The sequence below is a fragment of the Melioribacter sulfuriphilus genome (assembly GCF_052656625.1).
Window position 1 is genome coordinate 248,123 of record NZ_JBQXXK010000006.1, and the last position, 25,346, is coordinate 273,468.

A 25,346-nucleotide genomic window follows, 5' to 3' on the forward strand; every position below is an offset into this window, starting at 1 on the left:
GTTAAACTAACTAAATTATTCTTCTTCGATCGATACCAATTCAATGTGAAAGTTAAGGTCCTGCCCTGCTAATTCATGATTTGCATCCACCACAATACCATCTTCGAGCACATCAACGATCGTAAGGGGAATAATTTGATTGTCATCTGTTTGCATATGAAGTTTCATTCCAACTTCCGGATTCAAGTTAGGAGGAAGGTTTGAATTATTTACTTTGATAATCAAATCTTCCCTTCTTTGTCCGTAAGCTTCGTCGGCAGGAATATTAATATCGACGGTTTGTCCTGGTTCGAGACCAACAACTGCCTCTTCAAATTTACCGAGCAGAGCTCCTTCACCAATTGTAAATTCAAGGGGTTCGTTGCCGAATGACGAATCGAATTGCGTACCGTCGTTTAATGTTCCGGTATAATGAACTTTTACTTTGTCGCCTGTTTTTGCGATTGACATATTTTTTCCTCCAACCGCATTCCTGAATGCGGGTTATTTTGTTTATAGATTTACCTAAGTTTATTAATTTTTTTTTAATAACATCCAATTACTACGAATAGTTTAAGAGAAGAACCAATGTTGCAAATTCGATGTGAAAAACGTCAGGTGTGAAATGCAACTTACGTTACAAATATAAAAAATATTACTTAGAAAAAAACTAAATTATTAATTTGTTATTCTCGCAGATATTTTTCTAAAATGATATCCGTAAACAGCAAAAGTCATGGCAAGGGGGAATTTTTTTGGATATTTTTTAACCGTATAGAAAAACACCTTCCAGAAATAACGTTTTCCGGCGTCGAGTATACCCAGTTTCCATAATATCATAAAAAACGCTTTAAACTCTCTAAATGTAAATCTGACTTTCGGCCAATCAGGCACACGATAAACATCAACGAAATTTCTTATACGATTATAATATTCTTTCGGCGAATAAATTTTTTTGATGATCTGTGTATAGCCTTTTATCAATTCTTTGTAATTCATTCGGGGGACAATGTTCGTAAAGCCATCCATATTGTTGCCGCTGAAGTTGTCGATCAAGCGGTTCTCTTTTTTTAGCCTGTTATACAATTTAGTGCCGTTAGGAGCATTTAGCAATCCAACCATAGCAGAAACTATACCGCTGCTTTGAATAAAATCGACGTATTGTTTATGAAATCCAGGTTTATCGCTGTCGAAACCCACAATAAATCCCCCCGATACTATCATTCCGCTGCCAATTAATTTTTTAACTGACAATTCGAGGTTTCTTCTTAAGTTTTGTTTCTTACCGCATTCGTTCAAGCTGTCCGGGTCGGTTGTTTCGATTCCTACAAAAACGCTGTTAATACCGGCATTAATCATCTGAGCGATCAGCTCTTCGTCGTCTGCCAGATTGATCGATACTTCTGTAATAAAATTGAAAGGATACCCTTTTTCTTGTTGCCACTTAATAATTGCGGGCAGAGTCTCGGACTTTAAAAGTCTTTTATTGCCGATAAAATTATCGTCAACAATTGAAACTCCACCACGCCAGCCGAGTTGATATAATCTATCGAGTTCTGCAATAAATTGGAAACTGCTTTTTGTACGCGGTCGTCTTCCGTTTAAAACAGTTATGCTGCAAAATTCACAATCGTAAGGGCAACCACGTGAATATTGAATACTCATTGATGCGTATTTATCCATCTCAAGCAGTTCCCACATCGGTACGGGAGTGGCGCCAAGTTCTGGATATTCATTTGTTGAATAAACTCTTTCAGCTCTGCCCTTCGAGAGGTCGCTTAAAAATTGCGGCAAAGTTAGTTCGGCTTCATTCAAAACAAAATGGTCTATGCCGGGAAAATCGTTATACTGAAAAGTAAAAAGGGGACCACCACCAACTATTGGTTTGTCCAGATTATTACATTTTCTAATAATTTTTCTTATCGATGAGGTATGAATATTCATTCCGCTTAAGAAAACATAATCCGCCCACAAAATATCCTCGTCTTCGAGTCGGGTTACATTCAAATCGATCAGTCTCTTTTCCCACTCAGCTGGAAGCATCGAAGCTACAGTGATCAATCCGAGTGGTGGTTCGGCTGACTTTTTCGATACAAATTTAAGCGCATCTTTAAAACTCCAGAATGTTGCCGGAGTCTCTGGATAAATCATTAATATTTTCATCTCGTTTAACGTGTTTATTAACACTCGTAATAATCATAAATTTCAGACATACTTTCTGTAAAAGAAATGTAAAAATTAAGCGCAACCAGCTTTTGATTTTCTTCCTTGCCTTACTACGTATTGTATAATTCGCGTATTTCAGCGATATTAATCCGTCAATTGAACGGCGAAAGATGAAAAAAATTAATTCGCAACTCTATATTATTATCGCCTTTGTTATCGCTCAGATTGCATGGCTTGGCCTGCTGGCTTTGTGGATTTATTGGTATGTAACAAATTATATAATATTCGAACAGGTAGCCAGCAAACTTTCGCCTTTAATTGACATTCAAACCCCAAATGTATTTGTCTTCACCGGTGGAATTATTCTCATTGTGGGAATTGCTGTTGTCATGTTCATTTTTTTTCGGAATCTTACTGTTCAGTATAAACTCGCAAATTTATACGACAATTTCATTGCTACCGTTACTCATGAATTAAAATCACCTCTCTCCTCATTAAAATTATTCCTTGAAACTATGTCATATAAAAATGTGAGCGAAGATAAACAGAAAGATTTTCTTGCGTTAATGATGAAAGACATTCAACGACTAGATAATTTGATAAATACAATTCTCGAAATTTCCCGACTTGAACAAAAAAAGATTGTACACGACAGACGAACATATTATACCTGCAGTCTCTTTGAAGAACTGGTGAATGAATCGATCGCCAATTTATCGGTTCCCGATGGTGTGGTAAAATACGAATGTACTTCCACCTCAAGCTGCTCTGCGGATAAAAAAGCATTGCAGATAGCAGTCGATAATTTGATAAGCAACGCAATTAAATATTCAAACAAAGAACCCTCGATTAATATTTCCGTTAAGGACAATAGAAAGAAAATTATTATAAACATAAGTGACAATGGTGTGGGCATCCCACAGCAATATCAGAAAAAAATATTCAATAAATTTTTTAGAATCGACTTGAATTATATGCCAAACGTAAAAGGGACGGGATTGGGTTTGTACTGGACAAAAGAAATAATCAAGCAGCACGACGGCTCGATAAACGTTTATAGCGAAGGCTTGAACAAAGGGTCAACTTTTACAATTGAACTCCCTGCGGTAAAAATAAAGGACAAATAAAAAACATGACACAATCCGAAGAATTAAAAGGTAAACGTATTTTGCTAATCGAAGACGAAGAATCACTGGCAATCGGACTCGAATTCAATTTAAGAGAGGAAGGATATATTGTAGACTGGGCTAAGAACGGCAGAGAGGGCATCGAAAAAATCACCAACGAAAATTACGATCTCATTATTATCGATTTAATGCTTCCTTATCACGACGGTTTTGAAATTACCAAATTAATTCGGAACAAAGACATTCAAATGCCAATTCTGATACTCACGGCGCGTTCTTCTGCCGAGGATAAAATCAGGGGTTTCAATTACGGAGCCGACGATTATGTGGTAAAGCCATTTAATTTAAAGGAATTGCTTCTGCGGATAGAAAGGATGTTAAAAAGAAAATCGTGGTACAAAAATCTGGAAAAGACGGGAGAAACTTTTCAGTTCGGCAACAACAAAGTCAATTTTATTAATCTCGAGTGTACCTCTGGCAAAAAAAAATTCCGGCTTACTCCCAAAGAGGCAATGTTATTAAAATATTTTGTCGAAAACAGGTCGAGAATAATTTCGAGAAAAGAGTTGCTCGAAAATGTCTGGAATTTGCACTCCGATGTTGAAACCCGTACCGTTGATATATTTGTTTCCCGTTTGAGGAGGTATTTTGAACTCGATCCCGACAATCCGGCTTATTTCAAAAGCGTCCGCGGCATGGGATACATTTTCGAATTCCATTAATGAAGACTGTTTGTATTAAAAAAAATTCGGCAATTTACTGAATGAACAAAAATTTGTATCTTACAACAAAAATTATTCCAGTATTATGAATAATCATTTAATCGATGTTGACGATGTAATTGTAAACAGGGAGATAATTGAAACAAAGTTTACGTGCGATTTGAGCAAGTGCAAAGGGTCATGCTGTACTATGGAAAGCAAATATGGTGCTCCTCTTTTAGAAGAAGAAATCGAGATAATAAGCAAATACATCGATATAATTAAAGATTTTCTTCCTGATGAACACGTTGACGTTATCGAACGCGAAGGTTTCTGGTTCGAAGAACATGGCGAATTTATGACAAAAAGTTTAAATAATAGAGCGTGCGTCTTTGTGGTCTACGAGAACGACATTGCATATTGCGGCATCGAAAAAGCATACAAGGCAGGTAAAATCGATTTTATTAAGCCGGTCTCGTGTCATCTTTTTCCAATTAGGATTTCTAATTTTGGCGGTCCCGTACTTCGATACGAAAAGTACGAAGAATGTCTTCCTGCATTAGCAAAAGGGAAAGAAACATCGACAACAATAATAGAGTTTTGCCGCGAAGCTCTAACAAGAGTTTTCGGCAGCGACTGGTTATCAAAATTAAAAAAAGTAACGGAGTAGAAGACTATGTTATCGTTGCAACAAAAAATGGCACTTCAGCAGAAATTATCGCCTCAACAAATACAGTATCAGAAGCTACTTCAATTAAATACACTTGCACTCGAGCAAAGAATCAAAACCGAGCTCGAACTTAATCCGATTCTCGAAGAAGCTCTTGAAGACGAAATGGAACTCGAACAACTGGAAGAAGAGCCCGAGAAAGAGAACGCAGCTGAGGACGAGGAAGAAGAACAATTCGACAATGCAGAAGACGAGTTCGATCTGGAAGATTTTATGAACGATTCAGAGTACGAACAGGAATTCGAGCGCCTTAATAAAAATAACGACGAAGAAAAAGTTTATCCCGTGGCAATTCAGCGGAAATCGATGCGCGACAGTTTAATAGACCAGCTTCATATGCTCGACCTGACCGAAAAAGAAATGATACTGGGTGAAAACATAATCGGAGCGCTCGACAAAGACGGCTATTTTAAAGAGGACCTCGAAAAATTTATTAATGAATTGAAACTCTTCGAAAGTATCGACGTAAGCCTGGAAGACGCCGAAAAAGTTCTTAAAAAGATTCAAACTTTAGAGCCCGTCGGTATAGCAGCTCGTAATCTTCAGGAATGTTTACTCATTCAAATTCGCAACTCTTCCTACGACCCGTATTATTCATACATTGCAGAAAAAATACTAAGCGAACATTTCGAAGATTTTATCAACAAACGCTTCGACAATATTCAGAAAAATTTAAAACTATCCACAGAAACTTTAAAATCGGCGCTGGCTCTGATTCAAAAATTAAACCCCAAACCCGGCGAAGGAAATATTGACTCGGAACAAATTAACCAGATTACGCCCGATTTCATTATCGAAAAGGTTGACGACAATTATATTGTAACGCTTAACGATAGAGCGGTACCATCTGTTACTATAAGCAAGACTTACCTTGAAATGCTCGAAAACAACAAAAGAAAAAGGAAAATACCCAAACGCGAAAAAGAAGCACATCAGTTCTTGAGAGAAAAATTCGAATCGGCTAAATGGTTTATCGCTTCGTTGCATCAAAGACGCCAGACTCTTATGAAAATTATGCAGGCTATTCTCGAAAAACAATACGAGTTTTTCGAGAACGGACCGAAATATCTCAAACCGATGATCTATAAAGACATTGCCGATGAAATCGGGATGGACATTTCAACAATAAGCAGAGTGGTCAACGGCAAATATGTGCAAAGTCCTCAGGGAATTCACGAATTAAAATATTTCTTCAGCGAAGGTCTTTCAACCGACGACGGCGACGAAATATCTAATAAGCATATCAAAGAACTAATCAAAGAAATTTGCGAAAACGAACCGAAAGATAAACCGTACAGCGACGACAAAATTGCAAGCATTCTGCAGGAAAAGGGAATTCACATTGCTCGAAGAACCGTCGCAAAATACAGAGAACAGTTGAAAATTCCGGTTGCCCGACTTCGTAAAAAAATTATATGATCCTGTTCGATATAATCAGCATCGTCGTACTTTTTATACTTTTTGCTCTGGCACACTCGTTACTCGCGTCTAAAAAAATAAAACTTGCCCTCAAAGAGCGACTAGGAGAAGCAATCGCTTTTTATCGTCTTTTTTACAATGCCGCATCCGCGATTTTTTTTCTTCTATTTTATTTAATCGCACCTAAACCCGACATAACGATATACGACTTACATTATCCCTATGATATTATTACATTTGTATTTCAGGTTCTTTCTTTATTTGGAATTATTGTATCAACTAAGCCAATTGATTTGCTCGAGTTCATTGGCATACGTCAGGTTATTCGATATATTAAAGGCAGCTACAATATTGAACAGCTCGACGAATGGCAGCCGTTGATTACCACTGGTATTTATAAATACGTGCGACATCCGATTTATTTCTTTACAATACTGTTTCTCGGATTCCGTCCGACAATGGATCTGTTTTACATGGTAACGTTTATATGCATCGTTTTGTATTTTTATATTGGTTCAATTTTCGAAGAAGAAAGACTTAAAGAAAAGTACGGGAAAGATTATGAAGAATATTCTAAAAATACACCTCGAATTTTTCCCTGTATGATAAAAAAGGAAACTAAACGGAGATTATATGAAAGTCAGGTCAACGACAATACTGGGCGTAATTAAAGACGGCAAAGCCGCTCTTGGCGGCGACGGTCAGGTTACACTGGGCAATACTGTAATGAAACATAATTCTAAAAAAATACGTAAACTTTTAGATGGAAAGGTACTATGCGGATTTGCTGGCTCGACCGCCGATGCTTTTACACTATTGAATCGCTTTGAAGAAAAGCTCGAAGCTTACAGGGGAAATATTGAAAGAGCGGTTGTCGAACTGGCAAAGGATTGGAGGACAGACAAATATTTAAGACGACTCGAAGCAATGCTTGCAATTATATCGATCGACAAAGCTTTTATCGTTTCGGGAACCGGCGACGTAATCGAGCCGGAAGATAATATTGTGGCAATTGGCAGCGGAGGAATGTATGCGCTTGCAGCGGCCAAAATGTTAAAAAAACACAGCAACTTATCCGCAAAAGAAATTGTTCAAGAAGCACTAAAAACAGCGGCTGAAATATGTATTTATACCAATGACAAAATTTCAATCGAAGAAATAGACAAATGAGGTTTTAAATTATGAATAACAATATGCACCAACTTACTCCTTCTCAAATTGTAAAAGAACTGGATAAATTTATAATCGGGCAGGACGAGGCTAAGCGCGCAGTTGCTATAGCTCTGCGTAATAGATGGCGTCGACAGCAGGTCGAAGAAAAGATGCGCGAAGAGATAATGCCAAATAACATTATTTTAATTGGACCTACGGGCGTAGGCAAAACCGAGATTGCACGTCGACTGGCAAAACTTGCAAATGCTCCTTTCGTTAAAGTGGAGGCTTCAAAATTCACGGAAGTTGGCTATGTAGGCAGGGACGTCGAATCGATGATACGCGACTTAACCGAAATTGCCGTCAATATGGTCAGAGCCGAGAAAACGGCAGTAGTGAGAGACAAAGCCGAAAAACTTGCAGAAGAAAGAATTCTCGATCAATTGATCCCGCCTTTGAAACGCTCTTCTAAAACCGACGACGAAAACTCAACCGATGAAATTCAAAACGAAAAAACCCGCGAATGGATGCGCGAGAAATTGCGTAATGGCGAACTCGACGAAAGGATGATCGAATTCGATATCACGGCTCCCGCTTTCGGTATGCAGGTTCTTGGACCAATGGGCATGGACGATATAACTTCAAACCTTCAGGATATGCTCAGCAATATGATTCCAAAAAAGAAAAAGAAAAGAAAAACTACAATTAAAGAGGCAAAGAAAATTCTCGCTCAAGAAGAAGCAGAAAAGTTAATCGATATGGAAGCAGTACAAAGAGAAGCCACGCAAAGGGTACAGGAATCCGGCATTGTATTCATAGACGAAATTGATAAGATAGCAGGAACAAAAAGTCAGCATGGGCCAGACGTATCGCGCGAAGGCGTCCAGAGGGATCTTTTGCCAATTGTAGAAGGTTCTACTGTAAACACAAAATATGGTCCCATAAAAACCGATCATATTCTCTTTATTGCATCTGGAGCATTTCACGTCTCTAAACCGTCCGACTTAATACCTGAACTTCAAGGTAGATTCCCAATACGTGTCGAATTGAAAAGTCTTACCGAAGAAGACTTTATTAAAATTCTTACACTGCCTGAAAACGCTCTATTAAAACAATATACAGCACTTTTACAAACAGAAGGGGTAAGCATTAAATTCAACGACGAAGCAATACGTGAAATTGCCCGAACGGCTGCTTTAGTAAACGAGCAGGTTGAAAATATCGGAGCTCGCAGACTTCATACAATCCTTACCACATTGCTGGAGGACATTTTATTCGAGGTTCCCGACAAAATGCCCGAAAGCACAATTGAGATAGACGGCGAAATGGTAAAGAAAAAATTAGAGAAAATCGTAACTAACAGGGATTTGAGTAAATATATTTTGTAACCAGCCCCGGCTGACAAATCGTCCGGTATCCTTTTATGAAATATAGAATTCTTCAAATATCGCTCTTAATTTTCTTGGTTGCCTGCCAGCCCGAATTGATTAATCTCGACAAGGCTAAAAAAGCTGTTGCAGAGTACTATGATTCGGGAAAATATGAAAAAGACTGCAGAAAGCTAATTGACAGGGCTATTGAATTTATTGAATCGGTAGAGCCTTTCGATAGCAATGCAGTAGTTTTTGATATCGACGAGACTGCCTTCGACAATTACCAGTATATCAAATCGATCGGATTCGGATATATTCTTGAAGAATGGAATAAATGGGTTAACAGCGCAGAAGCACCTCCGAATAAAGAAGTCAAAAGATTCTACAATTACCTTCGTTCGAAAAATATACGAATTATATTTCTTTCCGGAAGATATGAGGAAACTTACAAAGCCACCGTTGATAACTTACATTCAGCCGGTTATACTGAATACGATACTCTTATCATCAGGAAAAACCATCAAATCAACGAACTGGCTTCCAAATTCAAAAGCCGCGTAAGAAAAGAGCTTTCAGAAAAAGGTTATCGAATTATTGCAAATGTAGGCGACCAGCAAAGCGATTTCGAAGGCGGTTATACGGGTTATGTAGTCAGGCTTCCTAACTATCTTTATGAAGTGGATTAAAAAATCATTTGCCTGTAAAATTCAGTTTGATTTGAATAATTTCTGGAAGACTACCGGTTCTTACCGGCGGGCCCCATCCCCCTACTCCGCAAGAAACATAATAGTGTGTACTGCCTTTAGTTTTATAACCCCAGGGCAATTCATAAATTTTTTTCACAATATAGTTTAATGGCCAGAGCTGACCGTTGTGCGTATGTCCGGACAACTGTAAATCGACACCGTTATTTTGCGCTTCTTCGAGATTAAACGGTTGATGGTCCATCATTATAACAGGCATAGACTTATCAATATCAGCCATAATTTCTTGGAGACTTTTTCTGTTATATTCTGAAAAACGATTGATAGCTCTGTCTTCTCTTCCCACTACATAAAAACTATTGTCGATTAAAACATGACCGTCCCTGATGATTTTGATGTTATGATTGTTCAAATAATCGACCGCTTTATTTACTCCACCAATATATTCATGATTTCCAGTAATCCCATATACTCCATATTTTGCTCTAAGTTCAAGAAGTGCATTGCCAACGTTATCTCTTAATACAGGCTCTATGTCTTCATCAATAATATCACCTGCAAATAAAATTATATCTGGTTTCAACTTATTGATTTTATCGACTATTTTATAAGCAAATTTACTTCCATTGATTGTTCCCAGATGCAAGTCGGAAACCATTACAATATTAAGCGACTTAAGGTCACCTGCTTTTTTATTGATAATGAGGTTATACTTTCTTATTTGAATCATCCGCGTTGTAATAAATCCACCGACAACCATTATAACTACAAAGATGGATACAATCATAGCAACATATTGTTTTGTTTTAATTGGATTTTTTGATAGTACGCCTGGCAAAAATGGAACTGCCCAATTTATTAATCGAATTAGATCAATTATCAGCAAGGAAAGGAAAGTATAAAACATAATCGCAATCCAGAACGAACCAATCCACACTAAAAAATCACTCAGGTAAGATATCCAGTAATTTTCGATCACTCTTCCAATTATATAAGAGAGAACAAAAAACAACGATAGAATCAGAGCAATTCCTTTATACTGCTCCGGGATTACTGAAAGTAGTCTTTTTACAATATAGTAATTAATTAAGCCGTAAACGGCAAATACAATTCCGAAGAATAAAATCATTTGTGTCAACTTCATGACGTTATAAACCCGCTTGACAATAGATTAGTTCAAACATGTAAATTGTTAACAAGAGCTTTTTTATAAAGATCAATATATTTTTCGGCAGAACGACGCCAGGAATAATCCTGCATCATTCCGTTGGTTTGAATTTTATGCCAGACGTCCTTCAAATAATAATCGTGGATAGCACGTTGAACAGACTGCAGCATTGCATGGCCACTATAATCCCAGAAAGAATAACCGGTACCGATTTCTTTTCCCTGTGCGAGATACTCGTTCCAGTCAAGGACGGTATCTGCCAGTCCGCCAGTTTTTCTTACCACCGGCACAGTTCCATATTTCATCGAATAGATTTGATTTAGGCCGCACGGTTCGAATTTCGAAGGCATTAGAAATATATCCGCACCAGCTTCAATTAAATGAGCCAATTCGTTATTGTAACCGATGTAGACAGCCATTTTTTCTCGATATTTTCCTGCCAGATAATAAAACATGTCTTCGTATTTTTTTTCACCGCTACCGAGTACTATCCACCTGACATCCAAACTCATCAGGTCATTGATAACGTATGCCATGATATCGAATCCCTTCTGGTCTACCATACGGGAAATCATTCCAATCAAAGGTCTGTCATCCACGGGTAACATAAAATGCTCAAGCAAATATGCTTTGTTCTTCTTTTTGTCATCCAGATTTTCAATTGAATAATTGTACGGTATATATTTATCGGTTTGAGGATTCCAGATGCTATAATCAACCCCGTTTAATATACCATAAAAGTCATTTATTCTATGCTTAAGATATTCATGCATTCCTTCCCCGTATTCTGGAGTAAGGAGTTCGCGGGCATAATTTTCGCTTACGGTATTAATTACATTGGCAGTATAAATTGCAGTCTTCAGGAAATTAACTCCCCCCTGGTATTCGCCAATTCCTCCGTGAAGATAATATTGATCTTTTATTTCGGCTTTTGCAAAAGATGATTTAGAAAAGCGTCCCTGATATGCTACATTATGAATTGTAAAAACTGTAGCTGTATTATGAAATAATCTGTCCCATCCATAATTATCTTTTAAGAGCAACGGTATAAGAGCTGTTTGCCAGTCGTTGCAATGAATAATATCTGGAGCCCATTGAAGTCTCTGCAAAATTTCGATAACGCCTTTCATAAAAAGAATAAAGCGCTCGTCTTCGTCGGGGTCATTTGTATAAAGTCGGAACCTGTGAAAGTAATGAGGGCAGTCGACAAAGTAGACTTCCACATTCGAATATTTATCTGGTTTATTATTCGGCAGAATGGCGGTATGAACGTGAACTGGAACAACTCTACCTGCAACTCGCACGGGTATTTCACCTATATCCCACCTGTATTTCAAACCATGTTCGAGCTCGCCGAAAGTATTATATTTGGGCATGAACACTTTAACTTCATTTCCAAGAGAAGAAAGCTCCAGCGGGAGTGAACCCGAAACATCTGCCAAACCGCCTGTCTTTGCGTACGGGTAAACCTCGCTCGATACGAAAGCAATTTTTAAAGGTCTGGATGTCTGCATTAATATCCTGAAACGAAAAAATATAATTACAAAAATAAAGATTTATTATATCATTTCTGCGAAATTAATTAGAAAAGGGAGAGTGACAGGAGCGCAGGTAAAACTTGCAATCATAATCTGCGCTCCATAGAAACTTGTAGTTATTAATGACTTGCTTTTTGATTCAATCTCATCTGATGAGCCAGTTCTTTAATTTCCGAGAGGTCGCGCTGCATTTCGCTCCAGCCATACCAGAGCGCATAATCTGGATTATTATGGAATGTTCCCTGGAAAGTTCTCATTCTGTGTTCGAGGAACATAACGAATAACTTTTGTTCAATGACCGTCGGGGCATCGTGGAATGTTAATAACATCGGATAAGCGGCAGGGTAATTATCATTTTTTTTGATAATGCCTTCTTTATAGAGATCGGCTACAATTTTAATTGCTTCTGCCATTAATCTATCGGCATTTTTAATCATCTCGTCGCCTTTTTTGAGTTCTGTTCTAACATAATTTTCCGAATGGCATTTCGAGCAAATATTGATCATTTTATCCCGTTCTTTCTGCCAGTCTTCTTGAGTCAATCTTGCCACATCGGCAGCTTTAACCACGTCGAGCAGTTGAGTCGGCTTCCCGTCTGGGTCGAGAACTCCGAGCGCTTTTAGAATTGTCGTACGATCTTCAGCCCATTGTTTGTCTTCAGGCATCGGAAGACGTACAGCAAGAAATCCCCATGCAGTTCTCACTTCATGATTTCCATCTGGCATATGACACGTCTGGCATGTTGGAGCGGCACTGTTTTCGGCCAGTACATTGTTTTGCTTCAGGAGATAACGAACTCCATGTTTCGAACCAGAATACATTTCCCACTGAGGATGGTCGAATCCTTGATGACAGGTTTGACAGGCCTGCGGCTGCAGAGCTTCCTTTTTGCTGAATGTGTGGCGTGTATGGCAAACGTCACACGACGCGTGTCCAAATACCGAACCATCAGCTTTTAATTTTTTCATTTCCTCTTCGGACTTTATACCAACTTTATGACAACCTCCGCAACCTTTGAGACCTTCCATCAGGGACATCGGTTGCATATGTGCTGTGGGCATAGCTTTCATTGCAGCCCACGCTACTGAGTGTTTCCCTTTTTTAAATTGGCTTACCTGAGTATCGTGACACATTGCACAGGTTTCTGGTGTGGGTAGTTTTACTTTTGCAATATCTCCGGCCGACATATGTTCGTCGCCGTGGCAGACCGAACAATCGATATCATTTTCTGCATGCTTACTGAGTTGCCAATCGGAAACTATATTTGGAGTTTCCTTATAATGGCACTCGATACATTTGCTTTGTTGACTGTAAATATTGATTGCACCAAAGAGAAGCAACCCTGAAATTAGTAAAATGTTTTTTTTCATTAACGAATCTCCTGGCTGTGATTAATTTATTATTTATATGTGACTGGATTTATTTTTTACCAATAAATGTATACCAAGTAGTTTCGTTCTTTTTTTCGCTGTAAGTTTTATAGCCTTTTTCTTCTACAATTTTTATTAAAGGTGCGGGTAAAAACGGAGTAATCAACAAATAGATTTCTCCATCTTTCAGGCTCATAATTTCTTTTGTGACTTTTGCAGCGGGGTGCAATCCATTTTCAATGTCGAGCGAAGCATCGTATTCGATTACAATTTTGCCGCTATCTACCCAATCGGGTTTTACTGCTTTCTCTGTAGAATCCTGTTCAACTTGAATCTGCTCCATATTAACAGCTTCTCTCAATTTATTGATTAAAATCGAGACGGGCACTCCTGCAATTTGTGCCGCTTGTTTTAAAGTGGCTACTTTCGCCACAGTTTTTCTGAGAACGGGATTTTTCAGTTTATTGAATACCGGCGCAATTTCTATCAATTTATCTTCAATTTCAGGATAGTCCCGGAGCAGGTCGCCTACAATCGTATTCGGTGTTATGTCGCATTTTTCAGTTGTCATATTGCAAAATTCTCCTTTCACCTTCAAGTTTTTTGTATTCGTTAATATCCTGAGTTACTTCGAGAGTACCGAGATATTCACCTTTTGAATTTCTTACGGCATAATAAGCAATATGCACATATTGTCCATGAAAATTAATCCAGAATTTAGCTGAATTTTGTTTGCCTGATTTAAAATCATCCAGTATTTTATTGACGATATGAACGCTCGACGGTGGATGACAGTATTGAACCTGCCTACCCAAGACAGCTTTGGGTCTTTGAAAAATGCGATTACCACCGTGCGAAAAGAATTTAACTTTATCATCTTTATCCACAAAAGTAAGATCGAGCGGAATTGTATTCAGAATTCCTTCGAGTTCTTCCTGACTGAGTGAACCGTTTTCGAATTTAACTTTGTCATTTTTTATTTCTTCTATATTATCAATTTCAAATTCGGGCTTCCAGACACCTTCCGGAGAATAGAGGCAATAGCCTATCTCATCGAGCTGCGAAGCAATTTCGTACCACTCAATGTCATTCAAAGAATCAACACACATCGGGAAAAGAATATTCTCTTCTTTATAAATCATTTCTTCGATAGCTTTAACGGTCGGTTCCAGCATTAAATCGATAAAGCCGGACACTACTTCAGCCGTAGCTTCATGTTCATTTTCAAAGAGGGGAAAACAGGATTTCAGGAAAGTTCTTACTTCGTCGTGTTTTCCCCACATAACCATCGGAGGTCCAGTTATTTCGTGCTTTTCCAAAAAGGGGAAAAGAAGATTTTCTTTTTTGAGATAATGTTTTTCGATATCCATCAATAAATTGAATTCCTCGTGTAATGCTTTCAATAGGTCACTGGCGTTTTCATTCTTATCTCGTTGTCGCGTTTCGTAAAACAGGTGCCTTATCCTGTCGATTACCTTTTCCACCTCTCTGTTTTCTTTCATGAAAATGTCAATTGGGTGATACTGCGGAATTGGTTTGGAAAACCGTGCCTGAAGATTCCCTTTAAGAGCTTCGGTGTGCAGATCGCAAAATTTCAATATTTCCTCGCGCTCCATTCCTTCTTTAATAAGCTCTTCTTCGGCCTGGACAACTTCTCCGTAAGGAACCGAACCAAGTTTTTCGACCAATTTACTTTTTGTTTCCTCTACCGAATTCCCTTGATGTATTTCTCTTATAAGATGTTTCAGTTCTTCAACTCTGTTTTTGCTGTTATTTATTAATTCGCTCATATAGTTTCCCTTTCATTTACATTAACTTTTTTTAATACTTCTCCTTTCGTACTGACAATTACAATACTAACCGGGATTCGTCTGCTTGAAAATTCGACCGCCTGCTTAGCGATTTTCACCAATCCGCTGCAGCAAGGCACTTCCATAATCAAGACGGTTATTGATTTTATATTGGCTTTTTCAATCATTGTAATCAGCTTATCGAGATAGACCTGTTTATTCGAATCAAGCTTGGGACAAGCTATTGCAAGGCTCCTGTTTTTCAAAAAACTGTTGTGAAAATCGCCAAGAGCATACCCGCAGCAATCGGCCGAAAGGAGTAAATCCGTATTAACGAAACAGGGCGCCAGAGGCGATACAAGATGCATCTGAATAGGCCATTGATTCAACACCTGGTCGTCCGGTTTTTCTTTCGGCATATCTTCGGAATGTTTGCTGATATTCGGAATTTCTATTCCCATTTCGTTAAGATATTGGACGGCTTCACTAATATAGTCATATTGACCGTGTTCTTTGAGATGAATAAGATGTGCCTTGATCACATCTGAGCCGCCACGTATAATGTAATCCATCACCTTTCTCTCGTCGTAAGGTTCGGCTTCTCTTTTTTCAATAGTGAGAGCGCCGGTGGGGCAGCGTCCGATACACGCGCCTAGACCGTCGCAAAACAAGTCGCTTATCAACCGCGCCTTGCCGTTAATTATCTGCAATGCTCCTTCGCGACACTCAGGCACACACTTCCCACATCCATCACAAAGTTCTTCGTTGATTGTTATAATGTCCCGCATCATATTAAAACAGATTATTTATTCCGATTATAAATTAACAAAATTTATTTTTTCTCTGCAAATGAAAAATTGAATTTGTCTAAAAATCTTTTTTTATGAATCTTTTCAATCCGAGCAGCAGGGGAAAAATCGACCAGACGATCATATCGGTAAGTGCAACCATCAATCCTAAACCCGAGCCGAAAAACTTATTAAAAATCGCTCCGGTATAGCCCATTAAAGCCGAGACATCCAGTTGCAACATAAGCATCAACCTACCTATATCAATCGGATTTAAGAGCGATATGATCGCTGATGGCTTTTCTACTGGATAATTTCTAAACATAAACAATAGTATCATGAGAACGCCGTCGAATAATATTGCAAATGCTAACCATAAGAAGATAGAGACACCCAATCCCAGAAGCCGATTTTCAATAAAAGTAGATATAAAAAAGGCTAAGGATGTAAAAATTAGTATATTGAAAATACCAAGCGCAATAATTGCAAATAAATAATCCATCGTCTCTTTGTGAAATGGACAATAAAAAACAAGAGGCAAAGCAACGCCAACCGTCAAGCTGATGATCTGAGCGAAAGTAACTCCAAAATACAATCCTAAAAACAGAGTTTGCCTTTTGATAGGCTGAGAGAGCATAAAAATAATATACTCCCGATTATTGTACATATAAATAGTACCGTATACAATCGATATGAAAGGCACTATAAACAGAAATATATTTCCGACGCTCAGAATAAATTTATGTCCGGTTCCGCTAAAATAAACCAATCCGTATGTGGAGGACATAAAGAACAGTGTATAAATTATCAGCCACTTGCTTCTGAGTATGTCGTTAAACTGATATTTGACCACTTTGATTGTCAGCATACAGATTTTCCTTCATAATGCTAATAATTTTTTCTTCAAGGTCGATTCCATTATTGGAAATAATATCGTTGATAATTCCGGAAAGAACGATTTTCCCGTTAACAAGGAGCACAATCTCCCGTGCCAGTTCCTGCAGATCTTTGAGAATATGCGAGGTAAAGATAATCGTCTTTCCCAGTTTATTTTCTTTTAATATTTTGTTTTTGAGAATAGAACTTGCATACGGGTCGAGACCGGCCGTAGGTTCGTCAAGTATTAAAATTTCCGGGTTGAACGCAAATGCTATAGCAGCGTTTACTTTTTGTTTTGTTCCTCCGGAAAGATGTTTCAATTTTTTGTTGAATTCTCTATAAAGGTTGTACGATTCTATTAATTCGCTATCGGCAAAATTTTTAACGGACCGAATTTCCGCTATCATATCAAAAATCTCTTTTATACTGAGATTGTCTGGGAAATTGGCTGTTTGAGGCATATAGCCGATCGAATTTCGGTACTCTGAATGTCCGTTTAACTTAATTCCGTTAACAACAACGTTGCCGGCAGAAGGTTTTACTAATCCCAAAATAATTTTAATCAGAGTAGACTTACCCGAGGCATTAGGACCTACAAGGTAAGTCATGCTTCCTTTTTCAATCTTTAGATTAACTTGTTCAAGTGCCTTTATATTACCGAAATTTTTAGAAACTGAATCAATCAATATCATAATATTTTTTCATCCTTGGCGATTTATCCTGGAGTTCTGCCGGAGTTAGCACAGGAAAAATTTTTTCCGATAAATCGAGCAGTTTAACAAATAGACTATGTAATAATATCAATGTTGTGGGGTTTTTTACTACAATGTATGAAAAAAGATTAACCGGTCTGTACGGTACATCTCCGTAACCGTCTTTATTCAAGTCGTACCCATCATACCTATTCCAATAATTAGCTACAAAAACATTATAATTACGAACGCTGTTTGTAGAGACATCAAAAGTATTGTCGATGAAATTATTTAATTCAAAAACGTTCCCCATCGAATTTGCCATCAACTTGATTGCCCACCCGTTTTTCGAAAATAAATTCTTCGTTGCTTTTACTCGGCTGCACGATTCATAATAGATTGCGCATGTATTACCGATAAATTTATTATTCCTAATCTCACTGTCATATATTTCCTTAAGCAGCAAACCATATGAGGCAGCACCCCAATTATCGACAAATTCATTTTTTTCCATTTTTACTTTCCTGGTGAACATTACAGCCACACCGGCTCGATTATTCATAAATTTATTTTTTGTATAGACGCAACTGTCGGAAAACATGAAGTGGAGTCCGTATCTCAAATTGTTCCTGCTTATGTTGTTTTCTACACGGCTGTTACGCACGAATTCAAAATAAATTCCGTCCCTGTGTCCTTCTATTAAATTGTTTTCAATAACAATATCCTTACAGTACCACAAGTGAATACCGTTTGCAGAGTGAGTTTGGCTTTTATTAGACGATATAATAACATTGTTTTTTATTCTGCAATGGCTTGAACGCGCCAGGTAAATGGCAAAAAAATTGTCGGTAAATTTATTGTTTTCAATTATGCAGTTAGATGCGCTGTCGATTCGAATAGCCGCATTGTCATGAATAAAACTTACGCCAGCATTTCTAAATTCCAAATTTTTCACTACAACGCCATGTGCAGTTATATTCATGATTTCATATTTTCCTTCGCCGGAGAGGACAGGGAAGTCTTCACCCAGCAGTGATATTTTCTTGTCGACGACTATTACGCCTTCTTTATAAACGCCTTTTGTTACAAAAACAGTATCGAAATTGTTTGCATATTTCAAAGCGTCGGAAATTTTTTTAAATTTTTCATTGCTACCTACCTTTAATACTCTTCCGAAAGATTGACCCGGGGATATTAATACAATCAGCAGAAAAACTATTTTAAAACCATTCATCTTTGACATATTTTTTTATTCTTTCCCAATTGACAATTTCTTCGGCGCCATATTCAATCCCTGTATTTTTTACCGAATCGCTTTCAAAAGCGGCAATGCCGAGTCCCATTGGGCTCTTAATGCCGTCGCTAATTACAAAAAGGGCTTGGCTAACTTCTATAAGATTTCCCGGCTTTTTATAATTTGTAACCCAGGCAGAATGATACTTTCCGTCATTGGAAATGATATATGCCGCCAGACATTCCGAAGAGTCGAAATAATATTTTTTCCCTGATTCAGTAATCAGTTCCGCACCAAATTTCGGGTCGGAAACTGTCATTTGACAATAAGCGCAATCGATATTACCATAATCAATCGCTTCGGGCGATTTACTGCATCCGCCGATTAACATTAAAACTATCAGAGTTAAATCAACTATTATTTCTTTTTTCATATATCAAAGCTCCTATAAAACCCAATAAGGACAATCCAATTATATAACTTCCGGTATCGGGAAGAGAAGTTGTTTTCATATTAAGAAGCTGTTTTGTTCCGATTAACGGAGGTTGGTATGTCATACCAGGAACTTTAATTGGTGCTTCCGGATTAAGATTATGCCCGTAGTCGTATTCCCACTTATAAAAGTCGTATAAACCAATCAAAAGGACTGACGCCATCAAAAATACATACAGATAAATCATAATTTTCCTGCGTATTAAAAAAGCCGCTATTCCGAAAGCGATAAAAAATACTATGATAAAAGGCATAATTTTTAATTCGGGGATCGAATCTGGTTCGATAATTTTCATACCGATGTAATGATTTAATTTATTGATGTTATCGAGGTCAAAATCATTTAATCCAGTAATTTTGTCCACCCAGATTCTAAGTCCGATTCCTTCCGGGTACTGAGGCGCATTCAAATCAATTTTCCATATCGGCACATAATATGTAGCAATTAACAACAATGTTGATATTAATAATATGTATTGTGATTTCTTTGATATCATCTTTCCACCAATTAAGAATGCGGGCTGATATTTCAGAGTCAGCCCGCCTAAATACTTTAATTATAGATTAACTTAGTATTGCTTCCCGCGCCCGAAACTCTAATATACCCCTGCATTTCCTGGTGAAGAGCCGAGCAAAAATCGGTGCAATAAAAGGGATATATGCCTGCTTGTCTGGGATTCCATACGATTGTTTTTGTTTGACCGGGCATAATCAACAGTTCTGAGTTGTTCAGTCCTTTCACTGCGAAACCATGCGGTATGTCCCAGTCCTGTTCAAGATTTGTGATGTGGAAATAAACTTTATCACCAACCCTGACACCTTCTATATTATCCGGCTTAAAATGAGTTCTTGTAGCGGTCATATAAATATGAACTTCATTTCCCTTTCTTTCCACTCTGGCTTCTTTTTCATTCGCCGTTTTATTGGGATGGGAATTTTTCTCGAGTTCATAAATTTTCTTGTTTTTCTCCACTAAAATATCAGCAGGTATTGCCTGGGCATAATGCGGTTCACCGACAGTTGGGAAATCGAGCAGAAGTTCCATTTTATCTCCTGAAATATCGATTAATTGAGCTGACTAGCACAGTTCAGGACCTGTGGGCAGGTATCTGTCTTTAGTAATTTTGTTCAAAGCCACGACGTATTTACCCCACGGTTTCTTGCTATCTCCTCCCGGAATCATAAGATGACCGATCGAGTAATAAGTCGGAATTCTGTCAACTACTTCCCAGGTACCGAGTTTCCACTTAACGATTTCAGAAGAAATAAATGCTGAAGTATAAGCGTAGCCTTTTCCGTCGAACTCAGTATGGAGCGGTCCTAATCCCGGGTTTTCCACCTCTCCGGCAACAACCGATTCATATTTAAGAATCGGTATACCGTCAATTTCGCCATCGAACTCTTTATTTTTTATTGCTTCAAGCATTTTCGAAAATGAATGAACAGGAATTACGGTTGCAAGTTTGCCTCCTGCAACGATATATTCGCCACTCGGATCAACGTCAACGCCATGCGGCGATTTAGGTGTGGGCAAGTAATAAATGAGATCAGGACAATCTTTGGGATTCAGAACATATACGCTCGATTTTTTCTCCGAAAAAGCATGCTGTTTCTCTTCATCGAAATAGTTATGGTAGTACTCCGTACTAACTTTTTGAGCTTTCCCTTCTGCAAGATATTTTTCCGCAAGTTTCCAATTTACAGCGGCAATAAAGTCCTTGTCGTTTTGCGAAGCGTTTATTTCAAGAAGTGTATTTGCCTGCTCGCTATTATATGAAGTAAAAAAAGCCCATCCGTGAGAAGGACCTTTGCCAGCATGCGCAAGGTCATAATCAAAACCGGGGACGAGAATCTGAAATGCAATATCCATATTACCTTTTTCGGGGTCGACTTTAATAAAAGAAAGTGTCCCTTTAAAGTTTTCTTTGTACGTATTGATAGCCACATCTCTATTTGGAACTGGAACGCTAAAGCGCGTAGAGGCAATTAGATACTCTGTATTTTCAGTAACGAATGGCGACCCATGATTTCCGGCAGAATTGGGAATTTCGATAATTTCCGACGTTTCAAAAGACGACAGATCTATTCTTGCCACTCTGGTCGTATTGTTAGCGTTAATAAAAATCCATCTGCCGTCGGGAACGCCGTTTGTTTGAGATAATTCTGGATGATGTGCATCGTCCCAGGGAATAAAACCGTATGAAGTCATTAGCATTGGTTTTGTTTCTTCAGAAAATCCGTATCCGGTTTCAGGATTCTGCGAAAAAACGCTTATAATCTTAAAAAGTCTGCCAGAAGGTAATCCATAAACAGACAATTGTCCGTTAAATCCCCCCGACATAAAAGCATAAAATTCGTCATATTTTCCCGGCGCAACATAAACTTTCGAAGCCGCCCCGTCAAAATCGCCTCCCTTATTCGAGGGGGTACAATTGTTAAGAACAACTGCTATTATAATCATTAAAAGAAAAAAGGATAATTTTTTTTGTGATTTCATAGCTCTCTCCTATGAATTAATTTGAAACGGAGCGTAGATATTCAAGAATCTTTCTTGCATCTTCTTGGGTTACATTCTGGAACGTCATCTGAGTCGCATACAACCCAAGTAGCTTCTTAGCTTCGGGATGTTTCTGCGTCATTTCAGTTGGATTTAGGATCATATTCATTATATATTCCGGTGAGCGCCTTTGGGTAACATCTCCCAAGGCTGGACCTGTATATCGCTCGTTTAATTTATGACACTGAGTACATTTTGCTTCAAATATTTCCTTTCCGCTTTCTGCCATTATCTGATTGATTTGCTCTGGTATATTGATTTTTTCCTTAATTGGACCGATACCGTTTTCGTATTCAAAGACCGTCAGCCCAAATTTTGCGGCCAGTTTTTCGTTCACATTTCTATTTGTCTTGTCGCCTTCTTCTGAGCTGCAATATGTAAAAACCAATAAAAAATACATTATGAATGCAAAAATCATTTTTTTTCATTTTTTACTCCTTGTTTATTATTGAATTTTCCAGTTCAATGGCTCTGGTGAATAAAATATTATTTTCCAGATGAACATGAATGTGTAAATCTTTTTCAAACTCTTTTAATTTTTCATAAAGAAGAGAAAAAGTAACGCACGCATCTTTTGGCAGGTTATAGCCACTCGTTGTGGTAGCGATATTTTCAATTATGTTACCTGCGTTGTCATGCTCGCGAATCATTTGAGAGATTGGATTTTTTATCGTACCGTAACCTTTTGTTTTCGGTTTTTCACCCGCTTTTTTTGTATTCACTAAGTAACGTATAAGAGGAAATAATACTCGCTCCTCTTTAAGCAGATGGCTCATTAGTTCTTTCGAGAGTTCAGCAAACAGATTGTTTATAATTTCAAGAAACGGGTATTTGCCACCATGTGCATTTATTACTTTTAATAGCAAACTTTCAATTTCAGGCACTGACGATCGTATATAGTTATGATGTTTATTTACAATAACCTCGCAAAGTGTGTCGAGTTCAAGATCATTATAGTTATCAGATTGCTGCGTTTTTTTATTAACATAATTTTTTAATTCATGAAGAAAAGCGTTATGGTCAATTTTCTTTTCATCCAAAGCATCTTTTAATAGTTTACTGCCACCACAACAATAATCAATCGAATATTTTTCAAAAAGATCGGCAACTTGAATATTTTCTTTTACAATATCTCCGACAGGGGAATCTAATAGTTTATTTATCATAAAGCCTCCTTAATTAAGTATATTGTGTCCGATTATAAAATAAAAAATTTTATTTACTCACTTCGTTACCGCTTATCGAATAGTTTCTCAATGCTTCGTTAAACTCTTTTAAAAAAGTTTTCCAATTGTTACAAAAAGGACAAATATTACGTTTGCAGGTGTCTTTCATTTCAAAGATACAATCGCTTATATTTTCATCATAACCGAGCACTCGAAAAACCCTTTCAAAGCTTAATTCTGAAGGATTTACAGCTAGATAAAACCCCCCGCCCTTACCTTTTTTTGAATTTAATATTCCCTCGTGAGCCAGGCTCTGCATTATTTTTGAAATGAATTCTTTGGGGATATTAAGTCTTTTTGCTATTTCCTTCGCCGTATACAATATATTTTCCCCAGTTTCTGTAAAAAAGAACAACACTTTAATTCCGTATTTTATTTTATTGTTTAATAACATTTTAATCAGATTATTAATTCTGTTTAAATATATTCACTTATTTTCTTTATGTCAAGGATAAAATATCTATTTTATTATGATTTAATTTGACTATTCCTGATACAAACTATAATTTTATTATCGGAATTTATAGTCTGTTTACATATTGAAAGGCTCCCAATGAAAGGAAAAAATAAAATAATACGGAACACCGAAAAAGCAATTCAAAAATATAGATTTGCCATTCAAGCACTCTTTGCACTACTATGCATCTGGATCGGAATTGAGTTTACATTATTCGTAAAGTCTCTCGAATATGGCAATCCAGATCTCGTGTCGTATCGACCTCCTGGAGTTGAGGGCTTTCTTCCAATTAGTGCTTTAATGAGTGTTTATTATTTTTTCGTAACAGGTGAAATTCATCCTGCACACCCTGCTGGATTTTTTATATTTCTTGCCATTGTTGGAGTCTCATTAATTGCCGGTAAATCATTTTGCAGCTGGCTTTGCCCGATTGGTTTCCTTTCTGAGACAATCGGAGAATTTGGCGAAAAAATATGGTACAAATTATTCAAAAGACGCATTAAATTACCAAAATTCATCGACTACCCTCTTCGTTCACTAAAATATCTACTACTCGGCTTTTTTGTTTATGCCATCTTTTTTTCTATGACTATCACTGCACTCAAGTCGTTTCTCGACAGCCCTTACAATCTTATGGCCGACGTAAAAATGTACTACTTCTTCGCCCATATAAGTAGATTCTCGTTAATCGTAATTGCTCTTTTGTTTATACTATCGATATTTATAAGGAATTTCTGGTGCAGATATCTCTGTCCTTATGGAGCCTTGCTAGGGTTAGTTTCATTCTTGAGCCCTCTTAAAATAAAAAGAGAAGCCAAAAGTTGTATCGATTGTGGATTATGCGCAAAAGCATGTCCTTCTTTTATTAAAGTCGACAAGGTTGATACTGTCCGTTCGGATGAATGTTCGATGTGCATGAATTGCATAGACGCATGTCCAGTTGCGGACACTTTGTTTGTAGAAACAAAAATAGTTAACAAAAAAATTTCTAAAAAATTAGTGGTAATAGCCATTATTAGTACATATATTGCCATTACTGGAATTGGATTTCTTACTGGGCACTGGAAAAATAATATTTCTCGAAAGGAATATATTATTCTTCACGAACAAATCGAAAATTTAGGTCACCCTACAAGTACTGCAGACATTGAAAAACTAAATAAAGAATCAGAAAGTGGAGCAGATAAATGAACGCCGAAAGAAAGTCGTTTTTTAAAAAAATTATCGAGATATTGAGTCCACCAGACAGTTGGAAGTTTCCGGTAATTTTATTACTTGGTATACTGACAGGGCTTGGTTTTCATATTCTTTATGTTTCCAACGCGATATCATATTTATCTGACGACCCAAAAGTATGTGTCAATTGCCACGTTATGAATCCCGAATATGCTACCTGGCAAAGAGGAAGTCACGCAAGGGTTGCGACGTGCAACGATTGTCATGTGCCTCAAGAAAATATTTTTGAAAAACTCTGGTTCAAAGCAAACGACGGTTTACGACATGCTACAATTTTTACTCTTAGAATGGAACCACAGGTTATTCAAATAAAAGAAGCGGGTAAAAATGCCGTTCAGGAAAATTGTATTCGGTGTCATACTAATCAAATTCATCCAATTGCCCTGAGAGCTATCAATAACCGAAGCGTTGCCGACCAGACAGAGCGATACTGTTGGGAATGCCATCGGGAAACTCCTCATGGCAAGATACACAGCCTTTCGTCTACACCTTATGCGCGCGTACCAAAATTAAAACCTGTCGCCGAATGGATTTTTAATGAAAAAGAAATTATAAAATAAAAACGGGG

At 37.6% G+C, this 25,346-nt stretch carries 26 protein-coding genes and 1 pseudogene; 10 read left to right on the forward strand and 17 right to left on the reverse strand.

Annotation, left to right across the window (positions count from 1 at the left end; translation table 11 throughout):
• Positions 1–15 precede the first annotated feature (15 nt).
• Positions 16–450: an FKBP-type peptidyl-prolyl cis-trans isomerase gene (locus ACUN8G_RS09755; RefSeq protein WP_437346886.1), complete on the reverse strand. Its 435-nt coding sequence runs from the start codon at positions 448–450 to the stop codon at positions 16–18.
• A 207-nt stretch (positions 451–657) separates the two neighbouring features.
• Positions 658–2,142 carry a B12-binding domain-containing radical SAM protein gene (locus ACUN8G_RS09760; protein ID WP_437346887.1) on the reverse strand — a complete coding sequence of 495 codons (1,485 nt, stop codon included), beginning with the start codon at positions 2,140–2,142 and terminating at the stop codon, positions 658–660.
• Positions 2,143–2,315: 173 nt separating this feature from the next.
• Here ACUN8G_RS09760 and ACUN8G_RS09765 point away from each other — a divergent pair, with 173 nt between their 5' ends.
• From ACUN8G_RS09765 to ACUN8G_RS09800, 8 genes are all read left to right on the forward strand, one after another.
• A complete protein-coding gene (locus ACUN8G_RS09765; RefSeq protein ID WP_437346888.1) occupies positions 2,316–3,272 on the forward strand; it encodes a sensor histidine kinase in 957 nt (318 codons plus the stop codon).
• A gap of 5 nt (positions 3,273–3,277) precedes the next feature.
• Positions 3,278–3,994 carry a response regulator transcription factor gene (locus tag ACUN8G_RS09770; protein WP_437346889.1) on the forward strand — a complete coding sequence of 239 codons (717 nt, stop codon included), beginning with the start codon at positions 3,278–3,280 and terminating at the stop codon, positions 3,992–3,994.
• An 85-nt stretch (positions 3,995–4,079) separates the two neighbouring features.
• Positions 4,080–4,643, forward strand: a complete 564-nt coding sequence (locus tag ACUN8G_RS09775) for a DUF3109 family protein (protein ID WP_437346890.1) — start codon at positions 4,080–4,082, stop codon at positions 4,641–4,643.
• Between the two features lie 6 nt (positions 4,644–4,649).
• Positions 4,650–6,122: an RNA polymerase factor sigma-54 gene (rpoN, locus tag ACUN8G_RS09780; RefSeq protein ID WP_437346891.1), complete on the forward strand. Its 1,473-nt coding sequence runs from the start codon at positions 4,650–4,652 to the stop codon at positions 6,120–6,122.
• Positions 6,119–6,793 (forward strand): NnrU family protein, encoded by a 675-nt coding sequence (locus ACUN8G_RS09785; RefSeq protein WP_437346892.1) that lies wholly within the window; start codon positions 6,119–6,121, stop codon positions 6,791–6,793. The genes rpoN and ACUN8G_RS09785 overlap by 4 nt, the downstream gene beginning before the upstream one ends.
• A complete protein-coding gene (gene hslV / locus ACUN8G_RS09790) occupies positions 6,756–7,292 on the forward strand; it encodes an ATP-dependent protease subunit HslV (RefSeq protein WP_437346893.1) in 537 nt (178 codons plus the stop codon). Before ACUN8G_RS09785 ends, hslV begins: the two co-directional genes overlap by 38 nt.
• A gap of 11 nt (positions 7,293–7,303) precedes the next feature.
• Positions 7,304–8,662, forward strand: coding sequence for an ATP-dependent protease ATPase subunit HslU (gene hslU / locus ACUN8G_RS09795; protein ID WP_437346894.1), 1,359 nt, complete (start codon positions 7,304–7,306; stop codon positions 8,660–8,662).
• Between the two features lie 35 nt (positions 8,663–8,697).
• Entirely contained in the window at positions 8,698–9,333 is a 636-nt protein-coding gene (locus ACUN8G_RS09800; protein WP_437346895.1) for an HAD family acid phosphatase, read from the forward strand.
• 4 nt (positions 9,334–9,337) lie between these two features.
• On the opposite strand, the gene ACUN8G_RS09805 is transcribed toward ACUN8G_RS09800, so the two are convergent.
• From ACUN8G_RS09805 to ACUN8G_RS09875, 15 genes and pseudogenes are all read right to left on the reverse strand, one after another.
• Positions 9,338–10,495, reverse strand: a complete 1,158-nt coding sequence (locus ACUN8G_RS09805) for a metallophosphoesterase (protein ID WP_437346896.1) — start codon at positions 10,493–10,495, stop codon at positions 9,338–9,340.
• A 32-nt stretch (positions 10,496–10,527) separates the two neighbouring features.
• Positions 10,528–12,033: a glycogen synthase gene (locus ACUN8G_RS09810; protein ID WP_437346897.1), complete on the reverse strand. Its 1,506-nt coding sequence runs from the start codon at positions 12,031–12,033 to the stop codon at positions 10,528–10,530.
• 143 nt (positions 12,034–12,176) lie between these two features.
• On the reverse strand, positions 12,177–13,427 hold the full coding sequence (locus ACUN8G_RS09815) for a multiheme c-type cytochrome (protein WP_437346898.1): 1,251 nt from the start codon (positions 13,425–13,427) through the stop codon (positions 12,177–12,179).
• A 49-nt stretch (positions 13,428–13,476) separates the two neighbouring features.
• Positions 13,477–13,998, reverse strand: a complete 522-nt coding sequence (locus tag ACUN8G_RS09820) for a DUF1858 domain-containing protein (protein WP_437346899.1) — start codon at positions 13,996–13,998, stop codon at positions 13,477–13,479.
• On the reverse strand, positions 13,988–15,217 hold the full coding sequence (locus ACUN8G_RS09825; RefSeq protein WP_437346900.1) for a DUF438 domain-containing protein: 1,230 nt from the start codon (positions 15,215–15,217) through the stop codon (positions 13,988–13,990). Before ACUN8G_RS09825 ends, ACUN8G_RS09820 begins: the two co-directional genes overlap by 11 nt.
• A complete protein-coding gene (locus ACUN8G_RS09830) occupies positions 15,214–16,008 on the reverse strand; it encodes an ATP-binding protein (RefSeq protein WP_437346901.1) in 795 nt (264 codons plus the stop codon). The genes ACUN8G_RS09825 and ACUN8G_RS09830 overlap by 4 nt, the downstream gene beginning before the upstream one ends.
• A gap of 76 nt (positions 16,009–16,084) precedes the next feature.
• Positions 16,085–16,873 carry an ABC transporter permease gene (locus ACUN8G_RS09835; protein WP_437346902.1) on the reverse strand — a complete coding sequence of 263 codons (789 nt, stop codon included), beginning with the start codon at positions 16,871–16,873 and terminating at the stop codon, positions 16,085–16,087.
• A complete protein-coding gene (locus tag ACUN8G_RS09840; protein ID WP_437346903.1) occupies positions 16,839–17,576 on the reverse strand; it encodes an ABC transporter ATP-binding protein in 738 nt (245 codons plus the stop codon). Before ACUN8G_RS09840 ends, ACUN8G_RS09835 begins: the two co-directional genes overlap by 35 nt.
• Entirely contained in the window at positions 17,563–18,819 is a 1,257-nt protein-coding gene (locus ACUN8G_RS09845; protein ID WP_437346904.1) for a nitrous oxide reductase family maturation protein NosD, read from the reverse strand. The genes ACUN8G_RS09840 and ACUN8G_RS09845 overlap by 14 nt, the downstream gene beginning before the upstream one ends.
• A complete protein-coding gene (locus ACUN8G_RS09850) occupies positions 18,797–19,243 on the reverse strand; it encodes a nitrous oxide reductase accessory protein NosL (protein WP_437346905.1) in 447 nt (148 codons plus the stop codon). The genes ACUN8G_RS09845 and ACUN8G_RS09850 overlap by 23 nt, the downstream gene beginning before the upstream one ends.
• Positions 19,221–19,799, reverse strand: coding sequence for a hypothetical protein (locus ACUN8G_RS09855; RefSeq protein WP_437346906.1), 579 nt, complete (start codon positions 19,797–19,799; stop codon positions 19,221–19,223). The genes ACUN8G_RS09850 and ACUN8G_RS09855 overlap by 23 nt, the downstream gene beginning before the upstream one ends.
• Before the next feature lie 56 nt (positions 19,800–19,855).
• Positions 19,856–21,799 (reverse strand): annotated as a pseudogene (nosZ, locus tag ACUN8G_RS09860) (Sec-dependent nitrous-oxide reductase).
• Positions 21,800–21,815: 16 nt separating this feature from the next.
• Complete coding sequence (locus ACUN8G_RS09865; protein WP_437346907.1) at positions 21,816–22,277, reverse strand: c-type cytochrome; 462 nt, start codon at positions 22,275–22,277, stop codon at positions 21,816–21,818.
• 13 nt (positions 22,278–22,290) lie between these two features.
• Entirely contained in the window at positions 22,291–23,025 is a 735-nt protein-coding gene (gene ric / locus ACUN8G_RS09870) for an iron-sulfur cluster repair di-iron protein (RefSeq protein ID WP_437346908.1), read from the reverse strand.
• 49 nt (positions 23,026–23,074) lie between these two features.
• Positions 23,075–23,479 (reverse strand): RrF2 family transcriptional regulator, encoded by a 405-nt coding sequence (locus ACUN8G_RS09875; RefSeq protein ID WP_437346909.1) that lies wholly within the window; start codon positions 23,477–23,479, stop codon positions 23,075–23,077.
• Between the two features lie 159 nt (positions 23,480–23,638).
• Here ACUN8G_RS09875 and ACUN8G_RS09880 point away from each other — a divergent pair, with 159 nt between their 5' ends.
• Positions 23,639–24,733, forward strand: coding sequence for a 4Fe-4S binding protein (locus ACUN8G_RS09880; protein WP_437346910.1), 1,095 nt, complete (start codon positions 23,639–23,641; stop codon positions 24,731–24,733).
• Positions 24,730–25,338: a cytochrome c nitrite reductase small subunit gene (gene nrfH / locus ACUN8G_RS09885; protein ID WP_437346911.1), complete on the forward strand. Its 609-nt coding sequence runs from the start codon at positions 24,730–24,732 to the stop codon at positions 25,336–25,338. The genes ACUN8G_RS09880 and nrfH overlap by 4 nt, the downstream gene beginning before the upstream one ends.
• Positions 25,339–25,346 lie beyond the last annotated feature (8 nt).